Source organism: Pontibacter sp. H249 (assembly GCF_037892465.1).
In the GTDB taxonomy this organism is placed as follows: domain Bacteria; phylum Bacteroidota; class Bacteroidia; order Cytophagales; family Hymenobacteraceae; genus Pontibacter.
The window spans coordinates 136,328-161,601 of the sequence record NZ_JBBKTR010000006.1; the positions used below are offsets into that span (position 1 = coordinate 136,328).

24 protein-coding genes are annotated in these 25,274 nt (G+C 43.5%); 10 read left to right on the forward strand and 14 right to left on the reverse strand.

Annotation, left to right across the window (positions count from 1 at the left end; genetic code table 11):
- Nucleotides 1–148: 148 nt before the first annotated feature.
- The 4 genes from WG943_RS09945 to ispG form a co-directional block, all read right to left on the reverse strand.
- On the reverse strand, nucleotides 149–511 hold the full coding sequence (locus WG943_RS09945) for an MmcQ/YjbR family DNA-binding protein (RefSeq protein WP_340408628.1): 363 nt from the start codon (nucleotides 509–511) through the stop codon (nucleotides 149–151).
- A gap of 9 nt (nucleotides 512–520) precedes the next feature.
- On the reverse strand, nucleotides 521–1,015 hold the full coding sequence (locus WG943_RS09950) for a hypothetical protein (protein WP_340408629.1): 495 nt from the start codon (nucleotides 1,013–1,015) through the stop codon (nucleotides 521–523).
- 100 nt (nucleotides 1,016–1,115) lie between these two features.
- Nucleotides 1,116–1,280 carry a DUF6728 family protein gene (locus WG943_RS09955; protein WP_340408631.1) on the reverse strand — a complete coding sequence of 55 codons (165 nt, stop codon included), beginning with the start codon at nucleotides 1,278–1,280 and terminating at the stop codon, nucleotides 1,116–1,118.
- A gap of 72 nt (nucleotides 1,281–1,352) precedes the next feature.
- A complete protein-coding gene (gene ispG / locus WG943_RS09960) occupies nucleotides 1,353–3,326 on the reverse strand; it encodes a (E)-4-hydroxy-3-methylbut-2-enyl-diphosphate synthase (RefSeq protein ID WP_340408633.1) in 1,974 nt (657 codons plus the stop codon).
- Nucleotides 3,327–3,490: 164 nt separating this feature from the next.
- Here ispG and WG943_RS09965 point away from each other — a divergent pair, with 164 nt between their 5' ends.
- Nucleotides 3,491–4,000 (forward strand): flavodoxin family protein, encoded by a 510-nt coding sequence (locus WG943_RS09965; RefSeq protein WP_340408634.1) that lies wholly within the window; start codon nucleotides 3,491–3,493, stop codon nucleotides 3,998–4,000.
- 9 nt (nucleotides 4,001–4,009) lie between these two features.
- The gene (locus WG943_RS09970; protein WP_340408635.1) at nucleotides 4,010–4,375 is read left to right on the forward strand and encodes a hypothetical protein; all 366 of its coding nucleotides are present in this window, start codon (nucleotides 4,010–4,012) and stop codon (nucleotides 4,373–4,375) included.
- A gap of 185 nt (nucleotides 4,376–4,560) precedes the next feature.
- Here WG943_RS09970 and argH read toward each other — a convergent pair whose 3' ends face one another.
- The 8 genes from argH to WG943_RS10010 form a co-directional block, all read right to left on the reverse strand.
- Nucleotides 4,561–5,892, reverse strand: coding sequence for an argininosuccinate lyase (argH, locus tag WG943_RS09975; protein ID WP_340408637.1), 1,332 nt, complete (start codon nucleotides 5,890–5,892; stop codon nucleotides 4,561–4,563).
- 52 nt (nucleotides 5,893–5,944) lie between these two features.
- Nucleotides 5,945–7,009 carry a M20 family metallo-hydrolase gene (locus tag WG943_RS09980; protein ID WP_340408639.1) on the reverse strand — a complete coding sequence of 355 codons (1,065 nt, stop codon included), beginning with the start codon at nucleotides 7,007–7,009 and terminating at the stop codon, nucleotides 5,945–5,947.
- On the reverse strand, nucleotides 7,010–7,804 hold the full coding sequence (argB, locus tag WG943_RS09985) for an acetylglutamate kinase (RefSeq protein WP_340408641.1): 795 nt from the start codon (nucleotides 7,802–7,804) through the stop codon (nucleotides 7,010–7,012). It abuts the gene before it with no gap.
- Nucleotides 7,805–7,964: 160 nt separating this feature from the next.
- A complete protein-coding gene (locus WG943_RS09990; RefSeq protein WP_340408643.1) occupies nucleotides 7,965–8,915 on the reverse strand; it encodes an acetylornithine carbamoyltransferase in 951 nt (316 codons plus the stop codon).
- A complete protein-coding gene (locus WG943_RS09995) occupies nucleotides 8,915–10,069 on the reverse strand; it encodes an aspartate aminotransferase family protein (protein WP_340408644.1) in 1,155 nt (384 codons plus the stop codon). The genes WG943_RS09990 and WG943_RS09995 overlap by 1 nt, the downstream gene beginning before the upstream one ends.
- Before the next feature lie 228 nt (nucleotides 10,070–10,297).
- Nucleotides 10,298–11,305: an N-acetyl-gamma-glutamyl-phosphate reductase gene (argC, locus tag WG943_RS10000; RefSeq protein WP_340408645.1), complete on the reverse strand. Its 1,008-nt coding sequence runs from the start codon at nucleotides 11,303–11,305 to the stop codon at nucleotides 10,298–10,300.
- A complete protein-coding gene (locus tag WG943_RS10005) occupies nucleotides 11,290–12,498 on the reverse strand; it encodes an argininosuccinate synthase (RefSeq protein ID WP_340408647.1) in 1,209 nt (402 codons plus the stop codon). The genes argC and WG943_RS10005 overlap by 16 nt, the downstream gene beginning before the upstream one ends.
- Before the next feature lie 14 nt (nucleotides 12,499–12,512).
- Nucleotides 12,513–13,214, reverse strand: a complete 702-nt coding sequence (locus WG943_RS10010; RefSeq protein WP_340408649.1) for a GNAT family N-acetyltransferase — start codon at nucleotides 13,212–13,214, stop codon at nucleotides 12,513–12,515.
- Nucleotides 13,215–13,765: 551 nt separating this feature from the next.
- Here WG943_RS10010 and WG943_RS10015 point away from each other — a divergent pair.
- On the forward strand, nucleotides 13,766–14,053 hold the full coding sequence (locus WG943_RS10015) for a hypothetical protein (protein WP_340408650.1): 288 nt from the start codon (nucleotides 13,766–13,768) through the stop codon (nucleotides 14,051–14,053).
- Nucleotides 14,054–14,061: 8 nt separating this feature from the next.
- On the opposite strand, the gene WG943_RS10020 is transcribed toward WG943_RS10015, so the two are convergent.
- On the reverse strand, nucleotides 14,062–15,258 hold the full coding sequence (locus WG943_RS10020; RefSeq protein WP_340408651.1) for an aspartyl protease family protein: 1,197 nt from the start codon (nucleotides 15,256–15,258) through the stop codon (nucleotides 14,062–14,064).
- An 834-nt stretch (nucleotides 15,259–16,092) separates the two neighbouring features.
- Here WG943_RS10020 and WG943_RS10025 point away from each other — a divergent pair.
- The 4 genes from WG943_RS10025 to nhaA all read left to right on the forward strand — a co-directional run bounded on the left by WG943_RS10025 (nucleotide 16,093) and on the right by nhaA (nucleotide 20,892).
- Entirely contained in the window at nucleotides 16,093–17,826 is a 1,734-nt protein-coding gene (locus tag WG943_RS10025; RefSeq protein ID WP_340408652.1) for a sodium:solute symporter family protein, read from the forward strand.
- On the forward strand, nucleotides 17,766–18,218 hold the full coding sequence (locus tag WG943_RS10030) for a GNAT family N-acetyltransferase (RefSeq protein ID WP_340408653.1): 453 nt from the start codon (nucleotides 17,766–17,768) through the stop codon (nucleotides 18,216–18,218). The genes WG943_RS10025 and WG943_RS10030 overlap by 61 nt, the downstream gene beginning before the upstream one ends.
- A 3-nt stretch (nucleotides 18,219–18,221) precedes the next feature.
- Nucleotides 18,222–19,301: an alanine/ornithine racemase family PLP-dependent enzyme gene (locus WG943_RS10035; protein WP_340408655.1), complete on the forward strand. Its 1,080-nt coding sequence runs from the start codon at nucleotides 18,222–18,224 to the stop codon at nucleotides 19,299–19,301.
- Nucleotides 19,302–19,554: 253 nt separating this feature from the next.
- Nucleotides 19,555–20,892: a Na+/H+ antiporter NhaA gene (gene nhaA / locus WG943_RS10040; RefSeq protein WP_340408657.1), complete on the forward strand. Its 1,338-nt coding sequence runs from the start codon at nucleotides 19,555–19,557 to the stop codon at nucleotides 20,890–20,892.
- Nucleotides 20,893–20,993: 101 nt separating this feature from the next.
- Here the strand turns inward: nhaA and WG943_RS10045 are convergent, their stop codons facing one another.
- Complete coding sequence (locus WG943_RS10045; RefSeq protein ID WP_340408659.1) at nucleotides 20,994–21,911, reverse strand: universal stress protein; 918 nt, start codon at nucleotides 21,909–21,911, stop codon at nucleotides 20,994–20,996.
- A 137-nt stretch (nucleotides 21,912–22,048) separates the two neighbouring features.
- Between WG943_RS10045 and WG943_RS10050 the strand changes: the two genes are divergently transcribed.
- The 3 genes from WG943_RS10050 to WG943_RS10060 are packed head-to-tail and all read left to right on the forward strand — an operon-like array spanning nucleotide 22,049 to nucleotide 25,264.
- Entirely contained in the window at nucleotides 22,049–24,367 is a 2,319-nt protein-coding gene (locus WG943_RS10050; RefSeq protein WP_340408661.1) for a putative monovalent cation/H+ antiporter subunit A, read from the forward strand.
- A complete protein-coding gene (locus tag WG943_RS10055) occupies nucleotides 24,364–24,906 on the forward strand; it encodes an MnhB domain-containing protein (RefSeq protein WP_340408663.1) in 543 nt (180 codons plus the stop codon). The genes WG943_RS10050 and WG943_RS10055 overlap by 4 nt, the downstream gene beginning before the upstream one ends.
- A 7-nt stretch (nucleotides 24,907–24,913) precedes the next feature.
- Nucleotides 24,914–25,264 (forward strand): NADH-quinone oxidoreductase subunit K, encoded by a 351-nt coding sequence (locus WG943_RS10060; RefSeq protein WP_340408664.1) that lies wholly within the window; start codon nucleotides 24,914–24,916, stop codon nucleotides 25,262–25,264.
- Nucleotides 25,265–25,274: the final 10 nt, after the last annotated feature.

Below are 25,274 nucleotides of genomic sequence, written 5' to 3' on the forward strand. Positions count from 1 at the left end.
ACTTAACGGTAGAATTGCACTCTTTTATTATCAAGATACATGCTTAATTTGGTCTCAAAGACCTATATCGTGTATGTAATGTTATTTTATTGCAAATTAAGAGGATGAAAAATCGAGGGCGGTTGGCTTAAAAGGTTAGGGACCAAAATTATAAGAAAATGCCGTACTGTGCTTTTATAGCTTTCGTTAAACCAGTCGCTACCAAAAGGTAGGAGTCATCGATCCAGCTTCTAATCAAATCATCAGGAAGGCCTGCTTCTGGCAACACGGTATTCCAGTTTACTTTATTCATGTGATACCCCGGCTTAATTAGTAAAGGATAATGCTCCCGCAATACTACAGCCTTTTCTGGGTTACATTTTAAAGTAATACCATTTCTATATTCTAAAATACTGCACAAGGCAAACATCTTGCCTCCTACTTTAAATACCAAGGTGTCTTCATCAAAGGGTAATTCTTCTGTTACTCCTTTTTTTGCAAGACAATAGTCTCTGAAATCTTCTATATGCATTTTTTCAATTTACTGAGCAATCCATTCCCACTCATTCCCATCCCAAAACATCCAGTTAGTACTTCCTGCTGCCGTAAACAGCACTAGTGCATCTCCTTTGTGCTTAGGTACATTTGCGCCGCCGGTAAGCCTTTGTTCTGCTTTCCAGCCGATCAGCCACTTCCAGTTAGAGCCGCCAAATGTATGATGTCTGCCAGCCCCAAAGATTTGCACAGAGTCTGATTCATGTTGCAAAACAGCAATACCTTTCCGTCCGGATGCTTTTTCTACTACAATGGCAGCTATATCCTGCGTACAATTTCCATCTACATCCAAGTTAAGATAAAAGGGATTAATGTCAGTTGCAAACTCGTAACTGCCTCTAAAGCTTCGAGACTCAAAAGAAGAAAGGGCCCAATGCGGCAATTCTTTTATAGCCATTTCATTAGCATTAAAATGCTGCTCTTTGCAGGCAAATGTTGCTAGTATAAAGAAAGAAGTTAGGCCTAAATAAGACGATTTCATAGCTAAATTAAGTGTAAGATTATGCTTACCTATACACAAAAAGGAGAACCAAACGATTCTCCTCTACCCAAAGCCAATTATTTAAACCTACTATATTGGCTTACAAATGAGTTATTATAAAATATATAGCACCGGCTAAAAACATTACTATTGATATCTTATTAATAGTATGCATGGCACGTAAATTAAAATTGGTTTTCCTATTAGGGTCCTTCTTACGAAAAAAGTAGGTGGCTACCTCTTTAAAATCAAATAATCCCTTCATAAAAATATTCTAAGCTAAATTGTATCCTGCTTCTGGTATAGTAACAAACAGGATACATAAATGATTTATTTCCTACTCCTTAAGTACTGCTGGTTCAATCCACCTGTTGTCTTCCCGAATCAGTTCGATCAGTTCATCTACGGCTCTATCAGCAGGAACAGATTTTTTGATAACATTTTGGCCTCTGTACAAAGCTATTTTGTCTTTACCTACTCCTACATATCCATAATCTGCGTCAGCCATCTCGCCTGGGCCATTTACGATGCAACCCATAATTCCGATCTTCACACCTTTCAGGTGGTCGGTGCGCTTACGGATCATGGCAGTGGTTTCCTGCAAATCAAAAAGGGTGCGGCCACAGCTTGGGCAGCTAATGTACTCTGTCTTGCTCATACGCGTACGTGCTGCCTGCAGTATACCAAAGCTCAGGTTATTTAACTTATCAATTGTAGCCAACCATTCCTGCTTCTCCTGCAATGGTAAGAGTTCTGTGCTAAGCATTACGCCATCGCCTAGTCCATCTATCAGCAGTCCGCCCACATCGGTTGCTGCATAAAGCTGCACCTGATCGGCTGTAAGGTTGCCGTACTCCCGTTTAATAATGCATGGCGTTTGTACACCGTTGTTCATCAGCCTGAAGAAGCACTTACGCAACTCTGGCATGGCATGCTCATTGGTAGTATGCAGCATCAGCACAGCTGTACTGTCCTGTTTTAGCCGCTCCATCAACGCTGGCGTAATATCGTGTATGGTGGCAAGTATAAAATTAAGCGTATTGTGATGCTCTGTAGCCGTTTCGTAAACTTTAGCAGGCACAAGCGGGTGACACTCATCACGTTGCGCTGCTGTTAACCAGGTGTCATAATTTACTATTTCCTTTAACCCGTTTGGCAACATGAAAGTAATTGGGTTATTGCCTGTATAGATGAAGTCAGCGCCCAGATCGTTCATGTTAAACTTATCCAACAGCATGGAATAAAGATGGCCTACACATTTAAGGTCTGCATACTTTATATCTTCCAGCCTACTTAAATCTGCTATAACACGCGGTACATTAGATGCACCAATAGTCTCTACTTCTACAGTTTCGCGGCGGTGGTATTGGAACGGGTCTAACGGAACGTTGCAAATTTCCTGAATGGGCTGCGCTTTTTCTGCACGGTTAGTATAGCGGTCTATCAGCGCCTGAGCAACCGGAGCCTCTGCCTCTGGTGCCTCTGTTAACGATACCCTTACAGTATCACCCAGGCCATCTTCCAGCAACGTACCAATTCCAACTGCAGATTTAATACGTCCGTCTTCTGCCTCGCCGGCCTCTGTTACGCCCAGGTGCAGAGGGTAAGGCTGTAAGCCCTCTTCTTCCAGCTTCTGAACCAACAAACGGTACGCCTGCACCATTACCTGCGTGTTAGAAGCCTTCATTGATATTACCAGTTCATAGTAGCCTTCGTCTTCGCAGATACGAATAAATTCCAGTGCACTTTCCACCATGCCAAGTGGCGTATCGCCATAGCGACTTAAAATTCTGTCTGATAAAGAGCCGTGGTTGGTACCAATGCGCATAGCAGTACCATGCTCTTTGCAGATACGCACCAGTGGCACGAAACGCTCCCGAATACGATCTAATTCTGCCTGATACGAGGCATCATCATACTCTATTACTTGAAACTTCTTTTTATCGGCGTAATTGCCTGGGTTTACGCGCACTTTTTCTACAATACGGGCAGCAACCTCTGCGGCATTAGGAGTAAAATGAATATCGGCAACAAGAGGCACATTATAGCCACGCTTGCGCAGTTCTTCCTTTATAAGTTGCAGGTTTTCCGCCTCTTTTATACTTGGTGCCGTAATTCTTATATACTCACAACCAGCTTCTATCATACGGATACACTGCTCCACAGAACCAACTGTATCCATGGTATCAACCGTTGTCATAGACTGTACCCTGATCGGGTAATCGCCACCCATCGGTATGCCACCAATGTTAACGACACGTGTTTTTCTGCGTTTATATGCGGTAAGGCTAGGGCAATACGTTTTATTCATGTTTAGATATGCGTCAGCTCGGATAGATAACTAATGTTAAGCCACGTTTGTTCAACAGGCAAACTACGTAAAATTAGCATCATTATTTTAAACAGGCACAAGTATAGGCAAGGCGTTTATAAATTTAACTGCTTAATACAATTTCTTTTATACTAGTAGCTTCCATGACAGACAAAATACCTCCCTTAATTATACTTGGAAGTGCACGAAAAAACAGCGACACTCGTAAACTAATTGATAAGCTGTTTCTCGATAAGGATATTGCGCTTCTGGATCTGCTCGATTATAAGGTTAATGGCTATAAGTATGATGGCAACTACCCGGCTTCTGATGAATTCTTAAAACTGATAGAGGTTGTGCTGCAGCATGAGCAGCTAGTTTTTGCTACACCTGTTTATTGGTATACAATGAGCGGTCTGATGAAAACTTTTTTCGACAGACTGACGGATATTGTAACAGCACATAAGGCGTTAGGCAGACGCATGGCCGGTAAAGAATCATTTTTGTTAGCAGTAGGAGCCGAAGACACTTTGCCTCCAGGTTTTGAAGAACCTTTTAAATTGACTTCTGCATACTTTCATATGCATTTTAAGTATACATATTATGCCCGTGCCAATGCAATAACTAGCTCATTACCCAAAACTGACGTGTTGCTGCAATTGCTAAACCTATGATTTAAACGTATGATCCATATGCGTAATTTTTTCCCGCACATTTCTCCACTCAGGTTACAACAGCTCAGGAGATGGTCTAATCTTAAACATGAAGAGTTAGCTGAGGCGATTTATATTACAAAAGACTGCGTACTTGGCTTTATTAAACGGCAACTGGAAAAGGGAAACTGGAAAGAGGTGCTGGAGGTACTAAAGGGAAAACCCATGACAAAAGCCGGCAAATATTTTTACAATGAAATGCGCGGCAACGTGGTTTCTACACTGATGCTGAAACTGGGACTTAGGCGTATAGTTGCTGTGGGTATTGCTGTGATATTAGTGCCCATTATACTTGCCATGGTAGCCGGTGAGGCTATGCGTATGGTAAATAAGTAGTTTCTTTTTATCTAGCCATACTGTACATCGCCAACATATTTTTTATAGAACCCCTGATATATCATATATACCATCACCCCTCAGAAGAGTGAATCTTTTACTCTTCTGAGGGGTGATGGTATACTTTTACCGAACTTTTAAGCTTTACTTGTTTCCATATTTGGTAGCGCCTAAATCAAGAGAACTTATTTTAACAATTCTGCAAAAGCTTTCTCGACTTTCTCAAAATTAAACTGTGCCAAGACTTTCTGCATCTGAACAGCTATTTCGGCGTTACAGAGGTTGCCAATACTACCCGCGTGGGTGTGCGTTACGGCATCGGGTTTAGCAAAATTACCAGCTTCTATACTTTCGCCTATAGTTTTATAAGCATCTCTGAATGGCATTCCCTCCAGCACCAGCGCATTCACGGCATCTACGCTAAATAGGTATTTATACTTTTCGTCTTTCAGGATATCCTCTTTTACCTGTATCTCCTGCATCATGTAGGCCATCATTTGAAGACAGCTCTTAAGTTCAGCAAATGCTGGAAACAGGTTCTCTTTTAGCAGCTGCAGGTCACGGTGATACCCAGATGGCAGGTTGATCAGCAGCATTGAAATTTCAGTTGGTAAGGCCTGTAGTTTGTTGCACTTGCCACGAAGCAACTCAAACACATCCGGGTTTTTTTTGTGCGGCATAATGCTGGAGCCTGTAGTTAAATGTGCCGGAAGCGTAATAAAACCAAAATTCTGGCTCATGTACAAGCATAAGTCCATGCTCATTTTTGCCAGCGTAGCCGCCACAGAAGCCATTGCCGTAGCTACAATTTTCTCAGACTTACCACGCCCCATTTGCGCATACACCACGTTGTAATTCATACTTTCAAACCCTAACAGATCTGTTGTCAGCTGGCGGTTAAGCGGAAACGAGGATCCATAACCTGCAGCTGAACCAAGTGGATTTTTATCAGCTATTTTATAGGCAGCCAAAAGTAATTGCATGTCGTCTACGAGGCTCTCGGCGTATGCGCCAAACCACAAGCCGAACGATGACGGCATGGCTATTTGCAGGTGTGTATAGCCTGGTAACAACACATGCTTATACTTTTCACTTTGTGCCTGCAGCACTTCAAAAAGCCCTTTTGTATCCTGCACTAATTCCTGCAGCTGGTAACGGAAGTATAGTTTCAGATCGAGTAAAACCTGGTCGTTGCGGGAGCGGCCACTGTGAATTTTCTTACCTGCCTCTCCTACTCTTTTAGTCAGTTCTAGCTCTACTTGTGAGTGTATGTCTTCCACTCCTTCCTCAATAGTAAACTCTCCTGCTTCTATGCTTTGGTAGATGTTCTTAAGCTCTTCTTGCAGCACTTCCAGTTCTTCGGCAGTGAGCAGATTTATACTTTGTAGCATGCGTGTGTGTGCCAACGAACCTAACACGTCGAACCGGGCCAGCTCCATGTCCAGTACTGCATCTTTGCCTACGGTAAACTTTTCAATTTCTGCGGCTACACTGGTGCCTTTCTGCCAAAGCTTCATAACTTAATTCTGAATGATGAATTATTGAGTAGGAATGGGTGTCCTACACATTTTATTTAATTACTTTTTCGAGTAATTCAATGTATAACTTTATACCTTCATCAATTTCGTGCAGGTAAATAAATTCGTTTGCCATGTGCGAACGGCCTGAAAAACCCGGACCTAGTTTGAGAGAAGGAACTGGTAGTAGCGCTTGATCTGAGGTAGTTGGGGAGCCGTAAGTATTCCGACCCATTTCCAGTCCTGCCTGTACCAGCGGGTGCTCCAACGGAATTGAAGAAGGCTTCAATCTGGTGGAACGCGGTTTTACGTCTGCTTTTACATTTTGCCTTATCGTCTCTAGCACTTCATCCATTGTGTAAGCATCCGTTAGTCGTACATCTACTGTAAACTGGCAATTATCTGGTACCACATTATGTTGGGTCCCGGCGGTGATCATGGTAACGCTCATCTTCACCGGCCCCAAATGCTCCGACTCCTTTTGGAATTTATACTTTTGAAACCAGGTGATGTCCTGAAGGGCCTCATAAATAGCATTAATACCTTCTTCGCGGGCAGCGTGGCCTGCTTTGCCTTTTGCTACACAATCCAACACAAGTAATCCTTTCTCTGCAACCGCCAAGTGCATTTCTGTGGGCTCACCAACTATAGCAACATCTATTTCGCCTAACTGCGGAAGAATAAGCTCAATCCCCTCTCTACCAGAGATTTCCTCTTCAGCAGTAGCAGCCAGCACTAGGTTATACTTCAAATGCTCCTGTTCATAAAAGTATAAAAAAGTAACGACTAGGCTTACCAGACAACCACCTGCATCGTTGCTGCCCAATCCAAATAGTTTACCCTCTTCTATACTTGCCTCAAAAGGATTTCGGGTATAACCTGGGTTTGGCTTTACGGTGTCGTGGTGTGAATTTAAAAGTATAGTTGGCAGCCGTGAGTTGTAACTTTTGTTAAAGGCCCATACATTATTTTGTTTCTGGTGAACCTCCACCCCATGCTGCTTTAGATAACCAGCAAGTATAGCCGCTGTTCTTTCTTCTTCTTTACTAAAAGAAGGCGTTTGGATAAGCTGCTGCAAGAGCTGCACTGCCTGCTGGTATAACTCTTTCTGCTCCATTTAATCCAAGCTGATGGTGGTGCCAGCAAAGGCTTTACCTGTTTCTTCTATACTTAGCAGCGCTTCCGCCTCTCCTATCAATACCTGGTTTACACCCTGGTTAAGTGCTGCAAAGGCGTTATCCAATTTAGGCACCATGCCGGCTGATACCACACCAGCTTCTTTTAGATCTTTATACTTTATAGGATTGATGTGCGGGATCACAGATTCATCGTCATCGGCATCAGCCAGTACACCTTTTTTTTCAAAGCAGTACATTAAGGTTACCTTATACTTTTTAGCTAAAGCTGTGGCAAGTACAGAGGCTATAGTATCAGCATTCGTATTTAGCATGGAGCCTTTGCCATCGTGTGTGAGTGGTGCGAAAACAGGTGTTAAACCGGCCTGAAGTATAGCATCCAGGACAGCGACATTTATACTTTCGTTACCGGCAACATCGCCAGCAAAACCATAATCTACTTCGCGCACAGGACGTATGGTGGCAAGTATGGCGTTGGCGTCAGCACCGGTCATGCCGATGGCGTTGCATTCCAGCGCCTGCAGTTGCGCCACTACTTGTTTATTTACCAAACCTCCATACACCATCGTTACCAGTTCCAGTGTTTCGGCATCGGTAATGCGGCGGCCCTCTACCATCACGGGCTCAATACCCAAACGCTGGCCAAAAGCAGAGGCAATTTTGCCCCCACCATGAACCAATACTTTGGGCCCCTGCAGCTTCGAAAAATCAACCAAAAAATCACGAAGCCGCGAAGGGTTATCCAATATATTTCCGCCTATTTTAACTATGATCATTTTTAATGAAAGACTATTTGACTAGTGACATAAACAAAGTAATTCTAGACAAAGGACAAAACACCATTTCTCCCTGAATTTATACTTTGCTATGTCGCTGTACCTGTTTGTCACCTCCGGCACCAGTATGAACGATTAACGAACAACCAATAACGATCAATTACAAAGCCTCCAGCATGCGTTTTAGTACAGCCTGAGCCGCATAAGTACGGTTATTGGCTTGCTGCAGTACCAGCGAGTTTTGCCCGTCCAGTATTTCATCACTCAGCTCCACATTTCGCCGTACAGGCAGGCAATGCATTACTTTTGCCTTGTTTGTAAGCGCCAGCTTTTCGTTTGTCATCATCCAGCCTTCACCATCGGTTAAAACTTTGCCATAATCGTTGTAGCTCGACCAGTTCTTTATATAAACAAAGTCAGCGTCTTTCAGTGCCTCGTCCTGGTTTGTTGTAACGGTAGCGTTCTGCGTAAATTCATCTGCCAGATCATACCCTTCAGGGTGGGTAATTACCAACTCCATATCGGCCTGACCCATCCACTCAGCAAACGAGTTAGCCACACATTGCGGGATTGCTTTTACATGCGGTGCCCAGGTAAGTACTACTTTTGGCTTTCTGCCTGTTGGTTTTTGCTCTGTTATAGTTACCAAATCAGCCAGGCTTTGTAGTGGGTGGCGCGTAGCAGACTCAAGGCTTACAATTGGTATACCTGCATACTGAATAAATTGCTGCAGCAGCTGCTCACTGTAGTCTTCATCACGGTTCTGCAGTTTCGGGAAAGAGCGGATGCCTAAAATATCACAGTACTCGCCCATCACGGCAGCTGCTTCTTTGATGTGCTCTACGGTATTCCCGTTCATGATGGCTCCTTCCTGGGTTTCAAGTGCCCAACCTTCTTTATCCAAGTTCATCACCATCACGTTCATTCCCAGGTTTAGAGCGGCTTTTTGTGTGCTCAGGCGGGTACGCAGGCTAGGGTTCAGGAAGATCAGTCCCAGCGTTTTATTCTCGCCAAGATGCTTATACTTATAAGGGTTCTGTTTTAGGTGCAAGGCTTCGTTTACCAATTCTTGAAGATTGGCAACGTCCTGCACCGATGTAAACTTCTTCATCAAACTGCCTGTAATTCTACCTTTAAGAGAACGGATTCAAATGCCTCCAGGAATTTATGTACTTCTCGCGCTCCGATACACAGCGGCGGCAACAGGCGCAAAGTGTTTTTATCTGATGATGAGCCTGTAAAAATACCGTGCTCCTCCAGTAGTTGTTTGCGGATGCCTGCACAAGGTTGCTTCAGTTCCACACCTATCATCAAGCCTCTGCCACGTACTTCTTTAACACCCGGCAGATGGCGAAGCTGGTTCATTAATCTATTACCCATTTGGAGCGCATTTTCGATTAGGTTTTCCTGCTCCATCACCTCCAATACAGCCATTGCAGCAACACACGCCAGGTAGTTTCCGCCGAAGGTGGTGCCCAGCATGCCATGTTTTGCTTCAATTTCAGGAGAAATGAGTACGCCACCAACCGGAAAGCCATTTCCCATACCCTTTGCCATTGTGATCAGGTGCGGCTTTATGTCTTTGTTCTGATGCGCAAAGAAATGACCAGAACGGCCATAACCAGATTGCACCTCATCCAGGATCAGCAGCGCTCCAACTTTTTCGCAACCAGCTGCCAAAGCTTTCATAAACGCCACCTCAGGTATCTGCACACCGCCCACCCCTTGAATGCCTTCGATGATAACAGCTGCCAAATCCTGCCCATGCTCTTGTAGCGCATTGGCAAATGCACTGAGATCATTTAAAGGAAGAAAAATGATGTTATCCGTTTCGTTGATGGGTGCCTGAATTTTAGGATCGTCGGTAGCAGCCACAGCGGCAGAAGTACGACCATGAAAAGCCCCTTTAAAAGCGATTACCTTTTTACGCCCGGTATGGAAGGAGGCTAGTTTTAATGCGTTCTCGTTTGCCTCGGCACCGGAATTGCATAGAAACAGGCTGTAGTCGTCGTAGCCACTCATTTTGCCCAGTTTATTCGCAAGTTCCTGCTGCAGCGGCATTTTAACGGAGTTTGAATAGAAGCCGATGTCGTAGAGCTGACGGGCAATTCTTTTCACGTAGTGCGGGTGACTATGGCCGATAGAAATAACGGCATGGCCTCCATAAAGATCGAGGTAACGTTTGCCATTGTCGTCCCAAACATAAGCTCCCTGGGCTTTTACAGGCGTTATATCGAATAGCGGATATACATCAAACAGATTCATATTTGATAATTAGATATAAGAAGTAAGACAGTAAATGAAGTACTCAACGTACATATGTGTAATTGTTTATTGCTGTATTTTTAAATTGTTGCTTTCACGTTTTGTCATTTCGGACGCTCCTGATAAATCTGGAGTTTTTCATAACTCCGCAATATTTCAGATTTACGCCTTGCTCAAAATGAAAAACTGCTAGTTCGAATAATCAATAACCAGCCAAGAGTAACGAAATCAAAAAGCACTAGCCTTCAATTTCAACCCAGCCGTTTCATCCAATCCAAATAGCAGGTTCATATTTTGTACTGCCTGGCCCGATGCACCTTTCAACAGGTTATCAATCAGGCTAGTAATAATCAGATTATCGCCTTGTTTATCCAGGTGCAGCAGGCATTTGTTTGTGTTTATTACCTGCTTCAGGTCTGGTGTACTATCAGAAACGATTGTAAACGGGTGGCTTCTGTAGTAGCTTTTATACATTTGATTTACCTCATCAATACTTAAATCAGATTTAAGATAGCTAGTGCAAAGTATACCACGGGTAAACGGGCCCCGGTAAGGCACAAAGTTTATACTTGGCAGTTCCTGCTCCTGCAGGCCATCCAACGAACGGCGTATTTCGTTCAGGTGCTGGTGCTGTAGTACTTTATAATTGGAGATATTGCCGTCGCGCCAACTATAGTGTGAGGTGCTGCTAAAGCTCTGCCCTGCCCCGGTACTTCCGGTTATGCCGCTTACATGTACTTCCTCCTGAACTAGTTTCTGCTCCGCTAAAGGCAGTAAAGCGAGTTGTATGGCCGTGGCAAAGCAGCCAGGGTTAGCAATGTTCTGCGCCTGCTTTATCTGGTCACGCTGCAGTTCTGGCAAACCATATACAAAGTTTCTGTCAAAAGCCTCAACGGCAGCATCTTTTATACTTTCGCTCCAACGGAAATCCTGGCTAAGGTCAATGATTTTTATACTTTGTGGCAGGTTCTCAGCTTCTATAACCTTCTTCGCCTCGCCGTGTCCTACGCACAAAAACAGCACATCCACATCTGTTTGCAAAGTATCTGTAAAGCATAAATCAGTATCTCCCAACAGGTCTTTATGCGCCTCGTACACTGGCTTTCCTGCCTGGCTTTTGCTGTGCACGAAAGGTATCTCGACATGTGGGTGGTTTACAAGCAGGCGCAGCAGTTCGCCGCCGGTATAACCTGCGCCGCCTACAATGCCTGCTTTTATACTTACTTCGTTACCCATGCTTCTTCGGTGTTATTTACGCTGTGGTATAGTTTTGTTTGGTTGCCAAAGATCTTGGCAAAGCCTTTCACGTCGTCTGAGGTCCAGGCGCGGTTCATTTCGCCGTAGCTGCCAAACTTGTCGCTCATCAGGTCGTGTGTACTCTCGATGCCCTCTACCTGGAAGCGGTATGGTGCCAGCAGCACGTATACTTTACCAGTCACGTTATGCTGCGTACTCTCCAGAAATGCCTCAATGTCGCGCATGGTTGGGTCTAGCAACTGACCTTCGTGCAACCAGTTGCCGTACCAGGCCGAAAGCTGATCTTTCCAGTACAGCTGCCACTTGGTTAGCACGTGCTTCTCCAACGTATGGTGCGCCTTGATAATGACCATCGGAGCTGCAGCCTCAAAACCAACACGGCCTTTTATACCGATGATGGTATCACCAACGTGAATATCACGGCCAATGGCAAAAGGTGCGGCGATTGCCTGTAGTTGCTGAATTGCCTGTACAGGAGTTTCATACTTTTCTTCGTTGATGCCAACCAGTTCCCCTTTCTCAAAATGCAGCGTTACGCGTTCTGGATCATGTTTGCTTAACTGTGTTGGGTAAGCCTCTTCGGGCAATGGCAGGTTTGATGTAAGGGTTTCTTTACCGCCCACAGATGTGCCCCAAACTCCTTTGTTGATGGAGTATTGCGCTTTAGAAAAATCCATTTCCACGCCGTGCTGCTTCAGGTACTCAATCTCTTCTTCACGCAACAAACATTTGTCTCGGATTGGAGTGATAATCTCTACCTCTGGTATAAGCGCCTGAAATACCATGTCAAATCGAACCTGATCGTTGCCTGCGCCTGTGCTGCCGTGCGCCACAAAATCAGCGTCTATACTTTTAGCATGCTGCGCAATGGCAATAGCCTGCGTAACGCGTTCTGCACTCACACTTAGCGGGTACACGTTGTTCTTCAGTATATTTCCAAACACGAGGTACTTAATACAACTGTTGTAGAAGTTTTGCGTCTCGTTCAGGTGCGTGTGCTGCTTTACACCCATGGCGTACGCACGGCGCTCAATCTCCTGCAGCTCCTCTTCCGAAAATCCGCCTGTATCAACTATAGCTGAGTAAACTTCAAGGCCTAACTCCTGGGCCAGGTAAATGGCACAATATGATGTATCTAAACCGCCGCTGAAGGCTAAAACTACTTTTTTCATTTGGCTACTGTTACTTAAGAAGCATTACGCTCGTTGTTATTTACATTCTGCTGGCCAGGCCGCATACGGTGGCGCATCCAGCGGTCATTTATACTTATCACCTTAGCAGCTGACTGCTTCACAGGCGTTGGTTTCTCCTCCTTTTGCACTACCGGCAAAGGCATAAAGTTCTCTTCTTTGGCAGGATCGTACAGCATAGCAGTACAAAGGCAATTTGTGCGATTTTTGCTTTGCAGTATTTCAAAGTTTACGCAGCTGCGACAGCCTTTCCAGAATTCTTCATCATCGGTAAGTTCGGAGTATGTTACGGGCTTATATCCAAGGCCGGAGTTGATGCGCATTACTGCCAAGGCTGTAGTCAGACCAAAGATTTTAGCATCCGGATATTTAGTGCGTGAAAGCTCAAATATTTTCTGTTTAATCTGGCGAGCCAAGCCACTCTTGCGCAGCTCCGGCGACACAATTAGCCCAGAGTTAGCCACATATTTGCCGTGGCCCCAGGTTTCGATATAGCAGAAGCCAGCCCAATTACCATCTGGATGTAAAGCAATTACAGCTTTACCTTCCATCATTTTAAGGGAGATATAATCCGGAGAACGCTTGGCTATACCGGTTCCTCGCGCCTTTGCAGAAGACTCCATCTCATCGCAAATCTGCAATGCATATATCACGTGCTGCCCACTGGCAACAGTTACAATGAAATCGGATTGATTCATTTAAAATGGTAATAAAAATACCCTGCTGTGTGTAGGCACAGCCCAATACATAAAAAAGATTTAATGGCATGAATACAGTTGACCGGGGTAAGTATGACTTACACTAAATGCAAAACCGTAATCAGAATATTGTGGAAGATGACTACCGCATAGGTAGTCAGATGTACTGCAGGCTAACGCCTGTAGCGGACCGCAGGTGTAATGGCCCTAAAAACTATCCTTGCTGCAAGAATAGAAAAAGTCGCACCCTCCATGGCTGGAGCATGATTTATCAATGCTGATAAAGACGACGTTTTTTTCATTTCTTTGTTTAACTGCTAGGTATACTTATACCTTTATTTCGCTGCAAAGTTTTCAGAATAGTTTTATTATATCCAAATGGTTCGTCAAAAAAAGAAGAAAATTAATATAGTCTATTCTTTTTGTTTAATGTGGGTAACATTCTAAACACTATCAAATTAAATTTCGCTGTCGCTATTGAGGTATAAAAGCTAACTTGCAGCTTTATCTAAACTATAGGTGCTGCACCTGTAGGTGGTTAATTAGCAATCATGAAAAATATTTCTTTAAGAGTAATAATCGGTATCCTTTTTTCGGCAATTGGCTTAGCATCTCTGCTTATTACACAACAAGCGCTAACGGCGGCAGTTTGGCTAAGCTTTGGCAACGGACTTATACTTTCTGACCTGCGCTTAACTGGAGTGGACGAAAAAGGAAATGTATATCAAAAGCCTATCCCAAAAGCCCGAACAATTACTGCAATACTTCTTATTGTTTTTGCCGTGCTGTTGCTTTTTTTCCAAATGTTCCTGGATTACAGTGAAGCCACTGCTGCCTAGGCTAGTGCTTAAATGCGGCTTTGAAGCACAAAATCTACATCAATTACCTGCTGATTTCTTTTAAGTCTAAGCCTTATTTTACGTCCGGGCTTGCTGTCAAAAATATTTAACACCTCCGGTAGCTGAAGTTCATTGCAGTCCTGGCCATTGATGTTAATTATTTGGTCACCGGGCTGTATGCCTACATGCTTTGCTGGAGTGTTGTCTGTAACGTTTGAAACGATGTACAGTTTAGTACCCGGCAACGGTGTTGCTATTTCGAAGCCTGCAAGGTTGTAATTGAAAGGCTTTTTGTACTTGCTGTTAGGTATAAGTGTAAGCTTGTTGTGCGGATAATCAAGTATAACGGTAAACCTGTTTAAAATATCAGAGCCTAAATTACCGTTTCGGTTGGCAATGTTTAAGGCAAGTTTAATGGCTTCTTCGTCGGGATATGCAGCGGGCAGGTCAAATAATTCATACTTGCCTAACACAAAAGCATCTAACCTCCCGATTTTACCATGAATATCACCGCCGAGGCCACGGCCAATATAAGTGTCAAGTACTTTAGGAGGTAAGGTAAGTTTGCTGTTGGTGGGCAGGTAAAGAGAAAGAGTGTTACTGGCACCTGTATCGAGTACCAATTTAACATTTAGAGTATCGCCGTTTTGCTGCCGCACTTTGCCTTGTACATACGCCTTGTTTCCCTCAATCATCAAAGGAAATTCCTCTGCTTTTCGCTTCTTTTTGAGCTTCGTGTCTGGTGAATAAAGTGTTAAGATCTTTGTTGCGTAATTTATCTTAACAATAAAATTCTTGAATATATCATACCCTATTATTCCGTGCACAGGCATTCCCATACGGTGCGACAGGTTAAAAACATCCTCCATCAGCACATACACCTGGTGGTTATCACCTTGTATGCCAGGCATAGACATTACATTGCCACTTGAAAACAATGCTTCTACTTTATGTCCAGATCCAAGACCTTGTAAGGTTATTTTGTCTGCTGCGTTAAGGCTAAAGGCATCTGAGTAATAAAGTCGTGTGATTAAGGTATTACGTACACCTGAGTCTAAGATAAAGTTGAGAGGCTGAGAATCGTTGATCTGAACAGGTATAATAATCAGGTTATGGACCAAATTGAATGGAATATTTACCTTCTTCTTTCCTGAGGTAAAATATACCGTATCACGTTCGTACTTCTGCTGTAACTGTGCTTGCACAAATAACGGCATCAATAAGAAACAAAGACAAAGCAGTATAAGGAAACCAGCTCTTGCCATACGATAGGTATAATTATGAGATTAAATTGTAAGCTCACTTTAATAATACGCAGAACAACTTAAAACGTCAACAACTATTCGTGCTGTCCTTCAATTAATTATATCCGCTACTTGTAACATAGCATAAGAAAATACAAATGGTTAATTTTTAAGCTGAGGAAGGAAACCAAGTATGAACTGGCATACCATTTATACTTTATTGCTTGATTTAAAACACAATCAGTATTAGTAGTAAAAATCAAAAAATTGATTAAATAATTAATTAATGCGATTGCATTAACGGCTTTGTTACACGTATAATTCTTTATGGAATTATTAGTTTTTCTTCTGATAATAGCCTCTGCAGGAGTTGTATATCTGATAAATGCTGTTTACAGGAAAAATAAAAAGCCTGAGAAAAAGCATTTTGATCACTACTGGTAAGCTGTATTAAATGTCTTTTGTATTGCTGCTATTTTAAGCGTACACCTGTTCTTGATTAACAGATAATAACGTCTTAAATTTTGGTAGACTTCCTTTTTTTACCATACCTACCTGGATAGACTATCTTAAATTGAACTGATCTAATAATTAACTTCTTTCCTGTTATAAATTATACATTGCTGGCATTGCCAACTGGCAAGGTTATTTGCACAAAAGCATAACGCAAATATTTGCATTCAATAGCCTTAAATCCATAAAACCGCATATTTACTTAATTTTCCAACAATTTTTGAGTATCTTCAAGTATAACCTACTTTCTCTTATTTGAGAGTAATTATACTTTTCTGATACATGCACTATATAGATTTATCCATCTTTGCGGTATATATGCTCGCAATGCTTGGAGTTGGCTATTACTTTCTTAAAAAAAACCAAGGCGCTGAAGATTACTATGTTGGTGGCCGATCGATGAGCAGCGGACACATTGGCTTATCGGTGGTAGCAACAGATGTAGGCGGTGGTTTTTCTATTGGCTTAGGCGGTCTTGGTTTTGCGATGGGATTGTCTGGATCCTGGATGTTGTTTACCGGACTACTAGGTGCCTGGCTTGCGGCAGTATTCCTGATACCGAAAGTAAAAGAGAATCCAGCCTTTGCCAACTTCATGACATTCCCCCAGATTTTCGGGCATTACTTTAATGCAAGGGTTGCTTTGTTGGCAGGTATTATTTCTGCGATAGGCTATACCGGCTTCACAAGCTCTCAGATTTTAGCAGGGGCCAAATTAGCCAGCGGCACTTTTCAAGACCTCGACCTAAACACTGCTTTACTTGTTATGGGAATTATGGCGGTGGTTTATACTGTTATGGGCGGCCTGAAAGCGGTAATTTACACCGATACCATACAATGGGCTATACTTATGGGAGGTCTGATCTTTATTGGCATCCCCGTTTCTTTCCTGGCTGTTGGCGGTGGTTTGCAAGGCATGACGTTCAGCCAGCTTACAGACCTTGATTTTATTGCAGCCCAGTCTGGCAGAAGTATGGCTGCAATCCGATCTACCCTCCCCCCCGAATTTCTAAGCTTAACTAATATTTCCTGGCAGCAAATCGTGAACTGGGGCATCACCATTATTCCAATTTGGTTTGTAGGCATGACGCTGTACCAACGCATTTACGCCTGCCGCGATGTAAAAACAGCTAAACGCGCCTGGTACATTGCAGGATTATTTGAGTGGCCAATTATGGCTTTTATGGGCGTGAGTCTTGGTATTTTGGCACGAGTGGCTGCTGAACAGGGTATGTTTGATAACCTGGTAGCAGGAGGCGCAGTAGATCCTGAAACCGGACTGCCGATGCTGCTGCGCTCAGTACTACCTGTAGGCTTAATGGGGCTAATGTTATCCGCATACTTTTCAGCTATACTATCTACTGCCGATAGCTGCCTCATGGCTTCATCGGGCAATATTGTAACAGACGTAATAAGCCACTTCCGTAAAATAGACCCCGAATCACCCTCCACCTTGCGCCTTTCGCAGTTGGTAACGCTGCTGGTAGGTGCCTTTGCACTTTGGTTAGCCACTATGATGACTAACGTGCTGGACCTGATGCTCTACTCCTACGCCTTTATGGTATCAGGTTTATTTGTGCCGGTGCTGGGGGCACTATTTTGGAAAAAGCGAAGTAGTGTAGCTGCTTTCTGGGCTATGCTGATGGGTGGAGTAGTTACAGTGGTACTGCAGGTATTTATGTTGGATGCCAGTGCAACTCAAACAGATATAACTTTACTGGCACATCAACTCCAACCATACTTTGCAGAAGCCGTAAGTTTAGAGGCTTTAACCGCAACGGAAATGCATGCACTTGTTAGCCAAACACTAGCAGCAAACAGTATTGTGCAGCTGCCGGTGGCGGGGCTTATTAAGCTACCTTATAACCTCGACCCTAACTTATTTGGTTTAACAACTTCCGCAGTCTTATACTTTACGTTAACTATACTATATCCTAATAAACACAAAAACAGAAAATGGCAGAAAACAACACCGTCAGCTACATCATCTTTACACCAGGCAACCATTCAGAATTAAACCAAGACGAAGTGCTTGATTTTCTTTTTGAGCACCTAGACGAGTACGGCGATCAGCGTGCCGATATAGCTAAATGTATGGATTATGCCCTTTCTTCCGCAGAAGGAAAAGGTGGCTCTGTAGTAGTTGCCCGTGAACATGACAAAGTAGTTGGCGCGCTGATTATGAACAACACCGGCATGAGTGGCTACATACCTGAAAATATACTTGTTTATGTAGCGGTACACAACAGCCAGCGTGGAAAAGGCGTAGGTAAAAAACTTGTACAGCTGGCAATAGATAATACCACTGGCAGTATTGCCTTGCACGTAGAGCCACAGAATCCGGCAAAATACCTTTACGAGAAACTTGGCTTTACAAACAAATACTTAGAATACAGACTTCACAGATAGAAAATGGCAGTTTTAAAACTGTATCACGAAAAGTTACAACACAATTATAACCACCTCGATAAGGTGTTTAAGGAGCACGGTATAGACTGGGGCATTGTTACCAAACTTTTGTGTGGCAACGAGCTTTTCTTAAAAGAGGTGCTTGCTCTTGGAGTGAAAGAAATACATGACTCCAGGGTTACAAACCTAAAGGCTATTAAAAAGGTAGCCCCGCAAGTGCAAACAGTGTACATCAAACCAGCTCCCAAACAAAGTATACCCGATATCATACAGTATGCCGACGTTAGTTTCCAGACGGAGTATGAAATTATAAAACTACTCTCAGAGGAGGCAGTGCGGCAAAATAAACTGCACAAGATCATTATCATGATTGAGATGGGTGATCTGCGTGAAGGTGTGATGGGAGAAGAACTGGTTAGTTTCTACGAGAAAGTTTTCGAACTGCCGGGCATTTCAGTTATCGGTTTAGGTGCCAATTTTAATTGCCTGCATGGTGTAATGCCAACCCGCGATAAGCTTATTCAGCTCAGCTTGTACAAGCAGATTATCGAAGCAAAATTTAACCGTACAATTCCGTGGGTTTCGGGGGGGACCTCTGTAACTATACCGTTGCTATTTAACCACCAGATGCCGCAGGGTATCAACCATTTCCGAATTGGTGAGGCGCTGTTCTTTGGCTTGAATCTTTTTACCGGCGAAACATTTGAGGGTATGTACAACGATGTGTTTGAGCTCTTTACTGAAATTATTGAGCTGACTGAGAAGCCCATGATACCCAGCGGTATGTTAGCCGAGAATCCAAGCGGCGAAAGCTTTGAGGTAGATGAAAGCCTTTATGGAAAAACTTCACACAGAGCTATACTTGATGTAGGTTTACTTGATATCAACCCAAAATTCCTCATACCAAAAGATGAAAGTATGAGTGTGATTGGAGCCAGTTCTGATATGCTGGTTGTAGAGCTTGGCGAGAATAAGCATAACTACAAAGTAGGCGATATGCTACGCTTCGACCTGCGCTATATGGGCGCCCTGAGCATACTTAATTCAAGGTATATAGCAAAGGAAGTTGTACGGAAAGATTGAAGTTAAACTACTGTTAACCATGTCTAACAGCATAGCATCTATACATTTGCAGGATAGCTTTTCTGCAAATGTATAGATGCCTAAAACTTGGCACTGGCTTAAGATGAAGATTGGCCCCTGATCTCCTTATAGTGATTTAAATTTTAAAAATATCGGACTTAAGCTCCACCTCATCAACTGCTAAATTTAAACCATTCCAGGCGCAATCACGTCCTTAACAGGAAGATAATATCATATACCTATATCTTGTTACATGCCTAAGTCATCACTTATACGCCGTATAGCTTATCCTTTACAAGAGTTCTTGCGTGCCGAGGCATTTAGTGGCATCCTGCTGATGTTTATTACGTTGGTTGCACTTGCCTGGGCAAACTCACCATGGTCTGAAAGTTACATAGACACCTGGAACACAGTATTAACTATTCAACTGGGTGAATTCGGTATCTCTAAAGCGGCAATACTCTGGATAAATGATGGCTTAATGGCAATCTTCTTTTTTGTGGTAGGCCTGGAGATAAAGCGCGAAACCATGATTGGGGAACTGTCGAGTTTCAGAAGCGCCGCATTTCCTGTGATGGCTGCCATTGGCGGCATGGTTGTGCCAGCTGGAATTTTTGTGCTGCTAAACCAAGGGCAGCCAAGCTTCGATGGATGGGGTATACCAATGGCTACAGATATCGCATTTGCCATTGGCATACTTTCTCTGTTAGGTAACAGAGTGCCACTTTCGCTTAAGCTGTTTTTGGTTGCCTATGCCATTGTAGATGATATCGGTGCTGTGCTGGTAATAGCTCTGTTTTATACTTCAGAACTTAGCTTGCTAAGCCTGTGGATCGCCTTACTAGTGTTCGGTATCTTGCTTATCCTTAATGCGCTGCGTGTTCGCAACATCCTTATCTATTCTATATTCGGTTTGGTAATGTGGGTGGCTTTTCTCAAATCAGGTGTGCATGCAACAGTTGCCGGCATTTTACTTGCCGTTACTGTACCAGGTCGTTCCAAAATAACAGAGGGAGATTTCATATCCAGTACCGATACAATTTTGGGGGAGTTGCATGCAAGGCATACTGCCAAACTGCCTCCTACAGAGGGGTATGCCGAAGAAGATTTTCAGGCAGCTATCCGCACTATCGAAAGTAACTGCGAAGAAGTAGCATCCCCTATGCACAGGCTGGAGCATTCGCTGCATCCGTGGGTAGCTTATGCCATTATGCCAATATTTGCATTAGCCAACGCCGGAATTCTAATCAATTCAGATTTAACAGACGGTTTCTCAAACCCGCTTTCATGGGGTATCATATTAGGCTTAGTTATCGGTAAACCCATTGGGATTGTAATTTTTGCAGTTATAGCTTCCGTTAGCCGACTTGCCCGCAAGCCAGCAGCATATTCTTGGATGCAACTAATTGGGGTGTCTTTTGTAGGCGGTATTGGTTTTACGATGGCGATTTTTATAGCGAACCTGGCATTTGCCGGCTCTGGGTTTCTACCTCAAGCCAAACTTGCTATTTTATGTGCCTCCCTTTTAGCAGGCGTAGCAGGATATCTTATACTTCGTTTTGCCGGTAAAAACGAGCCGGATTCGCAATAAGTAACCTTACATTATACTTTACAGCTTTGTTAAAACGAAGAAGAGCACAAACATTCAAGGTTTGTGCTCTTCTTCGTTTAATAATTTATTGCCATCCGAGATTAAGAAAGAAGCGCATCTAAGAAGCCCACTTCTTCATTTTGCATCTTAAACACCAGCAATGGAATATCCATATCGCGGCGCAGAACTTTTTCGGTTACGCTGCCCAACACAAAATAAGCAGCGGCCGTCATACCTTTAGCGCCTATCACCAACATATCGGCACGCACACGCTTTGCCTCCATTACTGCCAACTCCCCAATATCATCCTCGTCTTCTTTTCTTACCAGCACAAATTCTGCCCTATCTCGTAATTCCGGAAACTTACTTAGCAGGTTATCATACTTTTCCTGAGCAAAACCACGCATGCGCTTATCAAATTCTTCGTAGCTCATGCCAAGCGTTCTGTAACCAGTTGGCACCTCGTATACATGAAGGCAGTAAACGCGGGCCTGTGGCCTGTTCAAGGCAGAGTGCAGTACCCGGTTAAGCGCCATTTCGCTGTATTCAGAAAAATCAACACTCACCATAATGTTGTTTAGCTTAGGATCAGCTGTTTCCGGAACAAATAAAACACCTGTTTTACCTGTGCGCAGTATCTTCTGGGCAAGCACGCCACTGCCACGCAGGCGTAATTTTCTGCCTACCAGCATTAGGTCGGCTTGTTTTACTTTCGTCCAGTGCAGTAGGTTCTTTAGCGGCGACCCCTCCTCTACCAGTACTTCGTATTCTGTATTTACTCCCTTAAAGGCAGGCTCCACTGCACCTAAAATTACTTGCCGCAGATTCTCATCAGCAGGTAATTCTGGTCGCTCTATTCCCTTTAGTATCTCATGAGGTATCTCAAGGCTCTTTTCAACATGTATAAAGTATACTTTTTCAATCTGCAGTTCGGCACACATAAAAGCAGCATACGTTATAAGTGTACCATCCATGGGTGTTAGGTCCAGGCCTACCATTAGTCGTTTTATCGTATTCATGGTATTGGGGGTTGAGGTGGAAATTATGGATAGCAGGTAGCAAAGCATGTTTTTTGCAACCTATTACCCGCATCTATGTACTAGTGTCTAATTACATACGGTACTTACCAAAGATATATACAAAAAAGGTATTTTACATGTTGATCATACTGTTAACCTGTTTTTTAATAGCCTTTTTGGCTCCGTGGCTTTTCAAATTGCTGCGTAGCTATGTGGTGGTACCCATGGTCCTACTTCCGGCTGGTATTTTTGCCTACTTATGCTCTCTTTTGCCTACCGTAGTGGCCGGAAACTCAGTGATGCAGGTATATAAATGGGTGCCTTCTTTAAACATTAACCTGCAGTTCCGGCTAGATGGATTAAGCCTTTTATTCGCCCTGCTCATTTCCTTCTTTGGAGCATTGGTAATGCTGTACTCAGCTGGTTATCTTAAAGACCACAAACTGCTCGGGCGGTTTTACCTGATACTTACCCTTTTTATGGCAGCCATGCTTGGGCTGGTTACATCAGATAATTTTTTCTGCCTGTTTTTATTCTGGGAAATCACAAGTATAACCTCTTACCTGCTAATTGGTTTCGAAAGCAATTCAACTAAAGCAAGGGCTTCCGCTTGGCAGGCACTGCTGGTAACAGGTATGGGCGGCCTTGCCTTAATGGGCTGTTTTATACTTATTACCCTTGCCACAGGAAGTATTACGTTTAGCCAATTACTGTTACAGCCCAAAATTTTAGAAGCTCATCCATACTTTATGCCGGCCCTGCTGTTGCTGCTGCTTGGGTGTTTTACCAAGTCTGCTCAGTTTCCATTTCATTTCTGGCTCCCTAACGCTATGGCAGCGCCTACTCCGGTAAGCGCCTACTTGCACTCTGCTACCATGGTAAAAGCAGGCATATACCTGCTGGCACGCCTAACACCAGTATTTACAGGTTCGGAAGTTTGGGAGTATACCCTTATTGCAACCGGAGGTGTAACGGCAGTCTTGGGTGCTTTTCTGGCCTTGCAGCACACCGACATGAAAGCCATACTTGCCTATACTACCATTAGTGCTCTGGGTCTGATCGTACTAATGCTGGGCATAGGTACGACCGATGCATTGACGGCCATGCTTGTATTCCTGCTGGCCCATGCGCTATACAAGGGTACACTTTTTTTGGCAGCGGGTGCCATAGACCACAGCACAGGCACCCGTGTAATAACTAAGTTAAACGGCCTTGCCAAGGCTATGCCTTTTACTGCAGTGGCAACTACGTTGGCTGCACTGTCTATGGCAGGTGTAATGCCCTTTTTCGGATTTATTGGAAAAGAACTATTGTATGCGGCAGCTCTTAAAAGCGAGCTCTATGTGTGGGTAGTTTTCGGATTTACGTTTATAGCAGGGGTTGCTTATGTCACAGTGGCACTATTGCTGGCATATGGTATTTTCTGGCATAAGCCTAAGCATCCAACTAAAGTCGCTCATCCTCCTGGGTTAAAGTTATACTTGCCTCCGCTTATACTCGCAATCTTGGGTGTAGCATTTGGTCTGGCCCCGCAATTCTTTATAACACAGCTATTAGCTAGTGCTGCACAAAGTATAACCGGCAGTGGCATTGTACAGTTAAAGCTCAGCCTTTGGCATGGATTTACCGCTGAATTGGTCTTCAGTTTGGTTACGCTTCTGCTGGGGTTGTTGCTGTACTTATACAGATCATCCCTTAAGAGTTTTGTGCCTGTATTAGCACCAATTTATAAATGGGGTCCTAATAAACTTTACCAAAAATCTTTTGATGGCTTTCTGCATTTTGCTAAAAAGTTTACTAGTACCATTCAAAACGGTAACCTAAGGCGCTACATTATTTACATGGTGCTGTTTTTTTCGGTGCTGCTGATGTATGTTTTCTGGCTTGAGACGCCACACATTTTATTCAGAACAAGAGCTCAACTCCTGCAACAGATACCTTTCCATGAGGTAGTGGTATTTGTGCTGATTACAGCAGCACTTCTATTTTTGCTAGGTACGCGTTCGCGGCTTACCTCCATTGTTGTGATGGGGCTAGTCGGATACTCTGCTGCCCTTATTTACATTTTATTCGGTGCCCCTGATGTAGCTGCTACCCAGTTCCTGATCGAAACACTAACAGTGGTGATCTTTGTTATGCTGCTCCACAAATTACCTGCATTTACGTATCTGTCCCATCAATTTAGAAAGTATAACTACATCGCAATTTCAGTCTTATTCGGTGTAGTTATGACCTATACCATGCTGCTGGTGCAAGACCACGGTGTCGACTCAGAATTGAAAGAGTATTATGGCAAAGTCAGCTATGCGGAAGCACGTGGCCGTAATATAGTTAACGTGATCCTGGTTGATTTCAGAGCGTTGGATACATTAGGAGAAATAACGGTGTTGGCAGTGGCTGCGCTGGGAATGTTTGCCCTGCTGCGCATGAAACCCGAGAAAGAAGATAAACTATGAGAACACTCATATTTGCTACAGCCATACGCATTATAACACCATTGTTCATTGTATTTTCTGTTTACATACTGGTGCGCGGACACAATCACCCTGGAGGCGGATTTATTGGAGGCTTAATCGGCTCAATCGCCTTTGTTTTTCATATTCTGGCGCATGGCACCCGGCAAACTGCCAAATCATATTTTAGTTTTACCTTCTACAAGTATGATCGCAAGCCTAACCATAGTAGGATGCACCATGCACTAAGGCTGCTGCGTAAAAACGTATTGCGCAATAAAGCAGAGAAGCCAAAATCTATCTGGAACTACTATCCTCAACGCCTCAAACCAGCATACATTATGGCATTTGGGTTACTTGTTGCTGTTAGCAGTGGCTTAATTGGCCTATTAAACGGTAAGCCTTTTATGGCTGCGTATTGGTTGGATGCCAAGATTCCGTTTATAGGCTCTGTTGGTACACCGTTGCTTTTTGATGCAGGCGTATACTTTCTGGTAATAGGTATGGTACTTAAAATGGTGTTTACAATGGCTAAAGATTAATTGTGTTATGGAAATCCTGCTCCCTTTTCTTACCGGCATTTTGTTTTCAGTAAGTATGTACTTTATAATCCATCGCCACTTGTTTAAGCTTATACTTGGGCTTATACTTTTTGGGCTGGCAACTAATCTTTTCCTTTTTGTGGTAGGCGGCATGAAACGCGGCGGAATTGCCATTATCAGCCAGGGAAACGACGTACCTGTAGAGCCTTACGCAGACCCGGTGCCACAGGCACTGCTGCTCACCGCCATCGTTATTGGATTCGGAATCCAGGCTTTTTCCATTGTGCTCATCAAGCGGGTGTACCAAGCATTCAAATCTAACAACATGGATAAACTAAACAACAACGAGAAAATCTGACCAGCACCTA

What these genes read in the sequence shown, in the direction of transcription:
- argC (WP_340408645.1), bottom strand. Translation starts at nt 11,305, where the DNA reads ATGGGTAACGAAGTAAGTATAAAAGCAGGCATTGTAGGCGGCGCAGGT.
- WG943_RS10060 (WP_340408664.1), top strand. Translation starts at nt 24,914, where the DNA reads ATGGAAATCCTGCTCCCTTTTCTTACCGGCATTTTGTTTTCAGTAAGT.
- argH (WP_340408637.1), bottom strand. Translation starts at nt 5,892, where the DNA reads ATGAAGCTTTGGCAGAAAGGCACCAGTGTAGCCGCAGAAATTGAAAAG.
- WG943_RS10035 (WP_340408655.1), top strand. Translation starts at nt 18,222, where the DNA reads ATGGCAGTTTTAAAACTGTATCACGAAAAGTTACAACACAATTATAAC.
- WG943_RS10025 (WP_340408652.1), top strand. Translation starts at nt 16,093, where the DNA reads ATGCACTATATAGATTTATCCATCTTTGCGGTATATATGCTCGCAATG.
- argB (WP_340408641.1), bottom strand. Translation starts at nt 7,804, where the DNA reads ATGATCATAGTTAAAATAGGCGGAAATATATTGGATAACCCTTCGCGG.
- WG943_RS10030 (WP_340408653.1), top strand. Translation starts at nt 17,766, where the DNA reads ATGGCAGAAAACAACACCGTCAGCTACATCATCTTTACACCAGGCAAC.
- WG943_RS09950 (WP_340408629.1), bottom strand. Translation starts at nt 1,015, where the DNA reads ATGAAATCGTCTTATTTAGGCCTAACTTCTTTCTTTATACTAGCAACA.
- ispG (WP_340408633.1), bottom strand. Translation starts at nt 3,326, where the DNA reads ATGAATAAAACGTATTGCCCTAGCCTTACCGCATATAAACGCAGAAAA.
- WG943_RS09970 (WP_340408635.1), top strand. Translation starts at nt 4,010, where the DNA reads ATGATCCATATGCGTAATTTTTTCCCGCACATTTCTCCACTCAGGTTA.
- WG943_RS10045 (WP_340408659.1), bottom strand. Translation starts at nt 21,911, where the DNA reads ATGAATACGATAAAACGACTAATGGTAGGCCTGGACCTAACACCCATG.
- WG943_RS10005 (WP_340408647.1), bottom strand. Translation starts at nt 12,498, where the DNA reads ATGAAAAAAGTAGTTTTAGCCTTCAGCGGCGGTTTAGATACATCATAT.
- nhaA (WP_340408657.1), top strand. Translation starts at nt 19,555, where the DNA reads ATGCCTAAGTCATCACTTATACGCCGTATAGCTTATCCTTTACAAGAG.
- WG943_RS09980 (WP_340408639.1), bottom strand. Translation starts at nt 7,009, where the DNA reads ATGGAGCAGAAAGAGTTATACCAGCAGGCAGTGCAGCTCTTGCAGCAG.
- WG943_RS09945 (WP_340408628.1), bottom strand. Translation starts at nt 511, where the DNA reads ATGCATATAGAAGATTTCAGAGACTATTGTCTTGCAAAAAAAGGAGTA.
- WG943_RS10055 (WP_340408663.1), top strand. Translation starts at nt 24,364, where the DNA reads ATGAGAACACTCATATTTGCTACAGCCATACGCATTATAACACCATTG.
- WG943_RS09965 (WP_340408634.1), top strand. Translation starts at nt 3,491, where the DNA reads ATGACAGACAAAATACCTCCCTTAATTATACTTGGAAGTGCACGAAAA.
- WG943_RS10050 (WP_340408661.1), top strand. Translation starts at nt 22,049, where the DNA reads ATGTTGATCATACTGTTAACCTGTTTTTTAATAGCCTTTTTGGCTCCG.
- WG943_RS10010 (WP_340408649.1), bottom strand. Translation starts at nt 13,214, where the DNA reads ATGAATCAATCCGATTTCATTGTAACTGTTGCCAGTGGGCAGCACGTG.
- WG943_RS10015 (WP_340408650.1), top strand. Translation starts at nt 13,766, where the DNA reads ATGAAAAATATTTCTTTAAGAGTAATAATCGGTATCCTTTTTTCGGCA.
- WG943_RS09995 (WP_340408644.1), bottom strand. Translation starts at nt 10,069, where the DNA reads ATGAATCTGTTTGATGTATATCCGCTATTCGATATAACGCCTGTAAAA.
- WG943_RS09955 (WP_340408631.1), bottom strand. Translation starts at nt 1,280, where the DNA reads ATGAAGGGATTATTTGATTTTAAAGAGGTAGCCACCTACTTTTTTCGT.
- WG943_RS09990 (WP_340408643.1), bottom strand. Translation starts at nt 8,915, where the DNA reads ATGAAGAAGTTTACATCGGTGCAGGACGTTGCCAATCTTCAAGAATTG.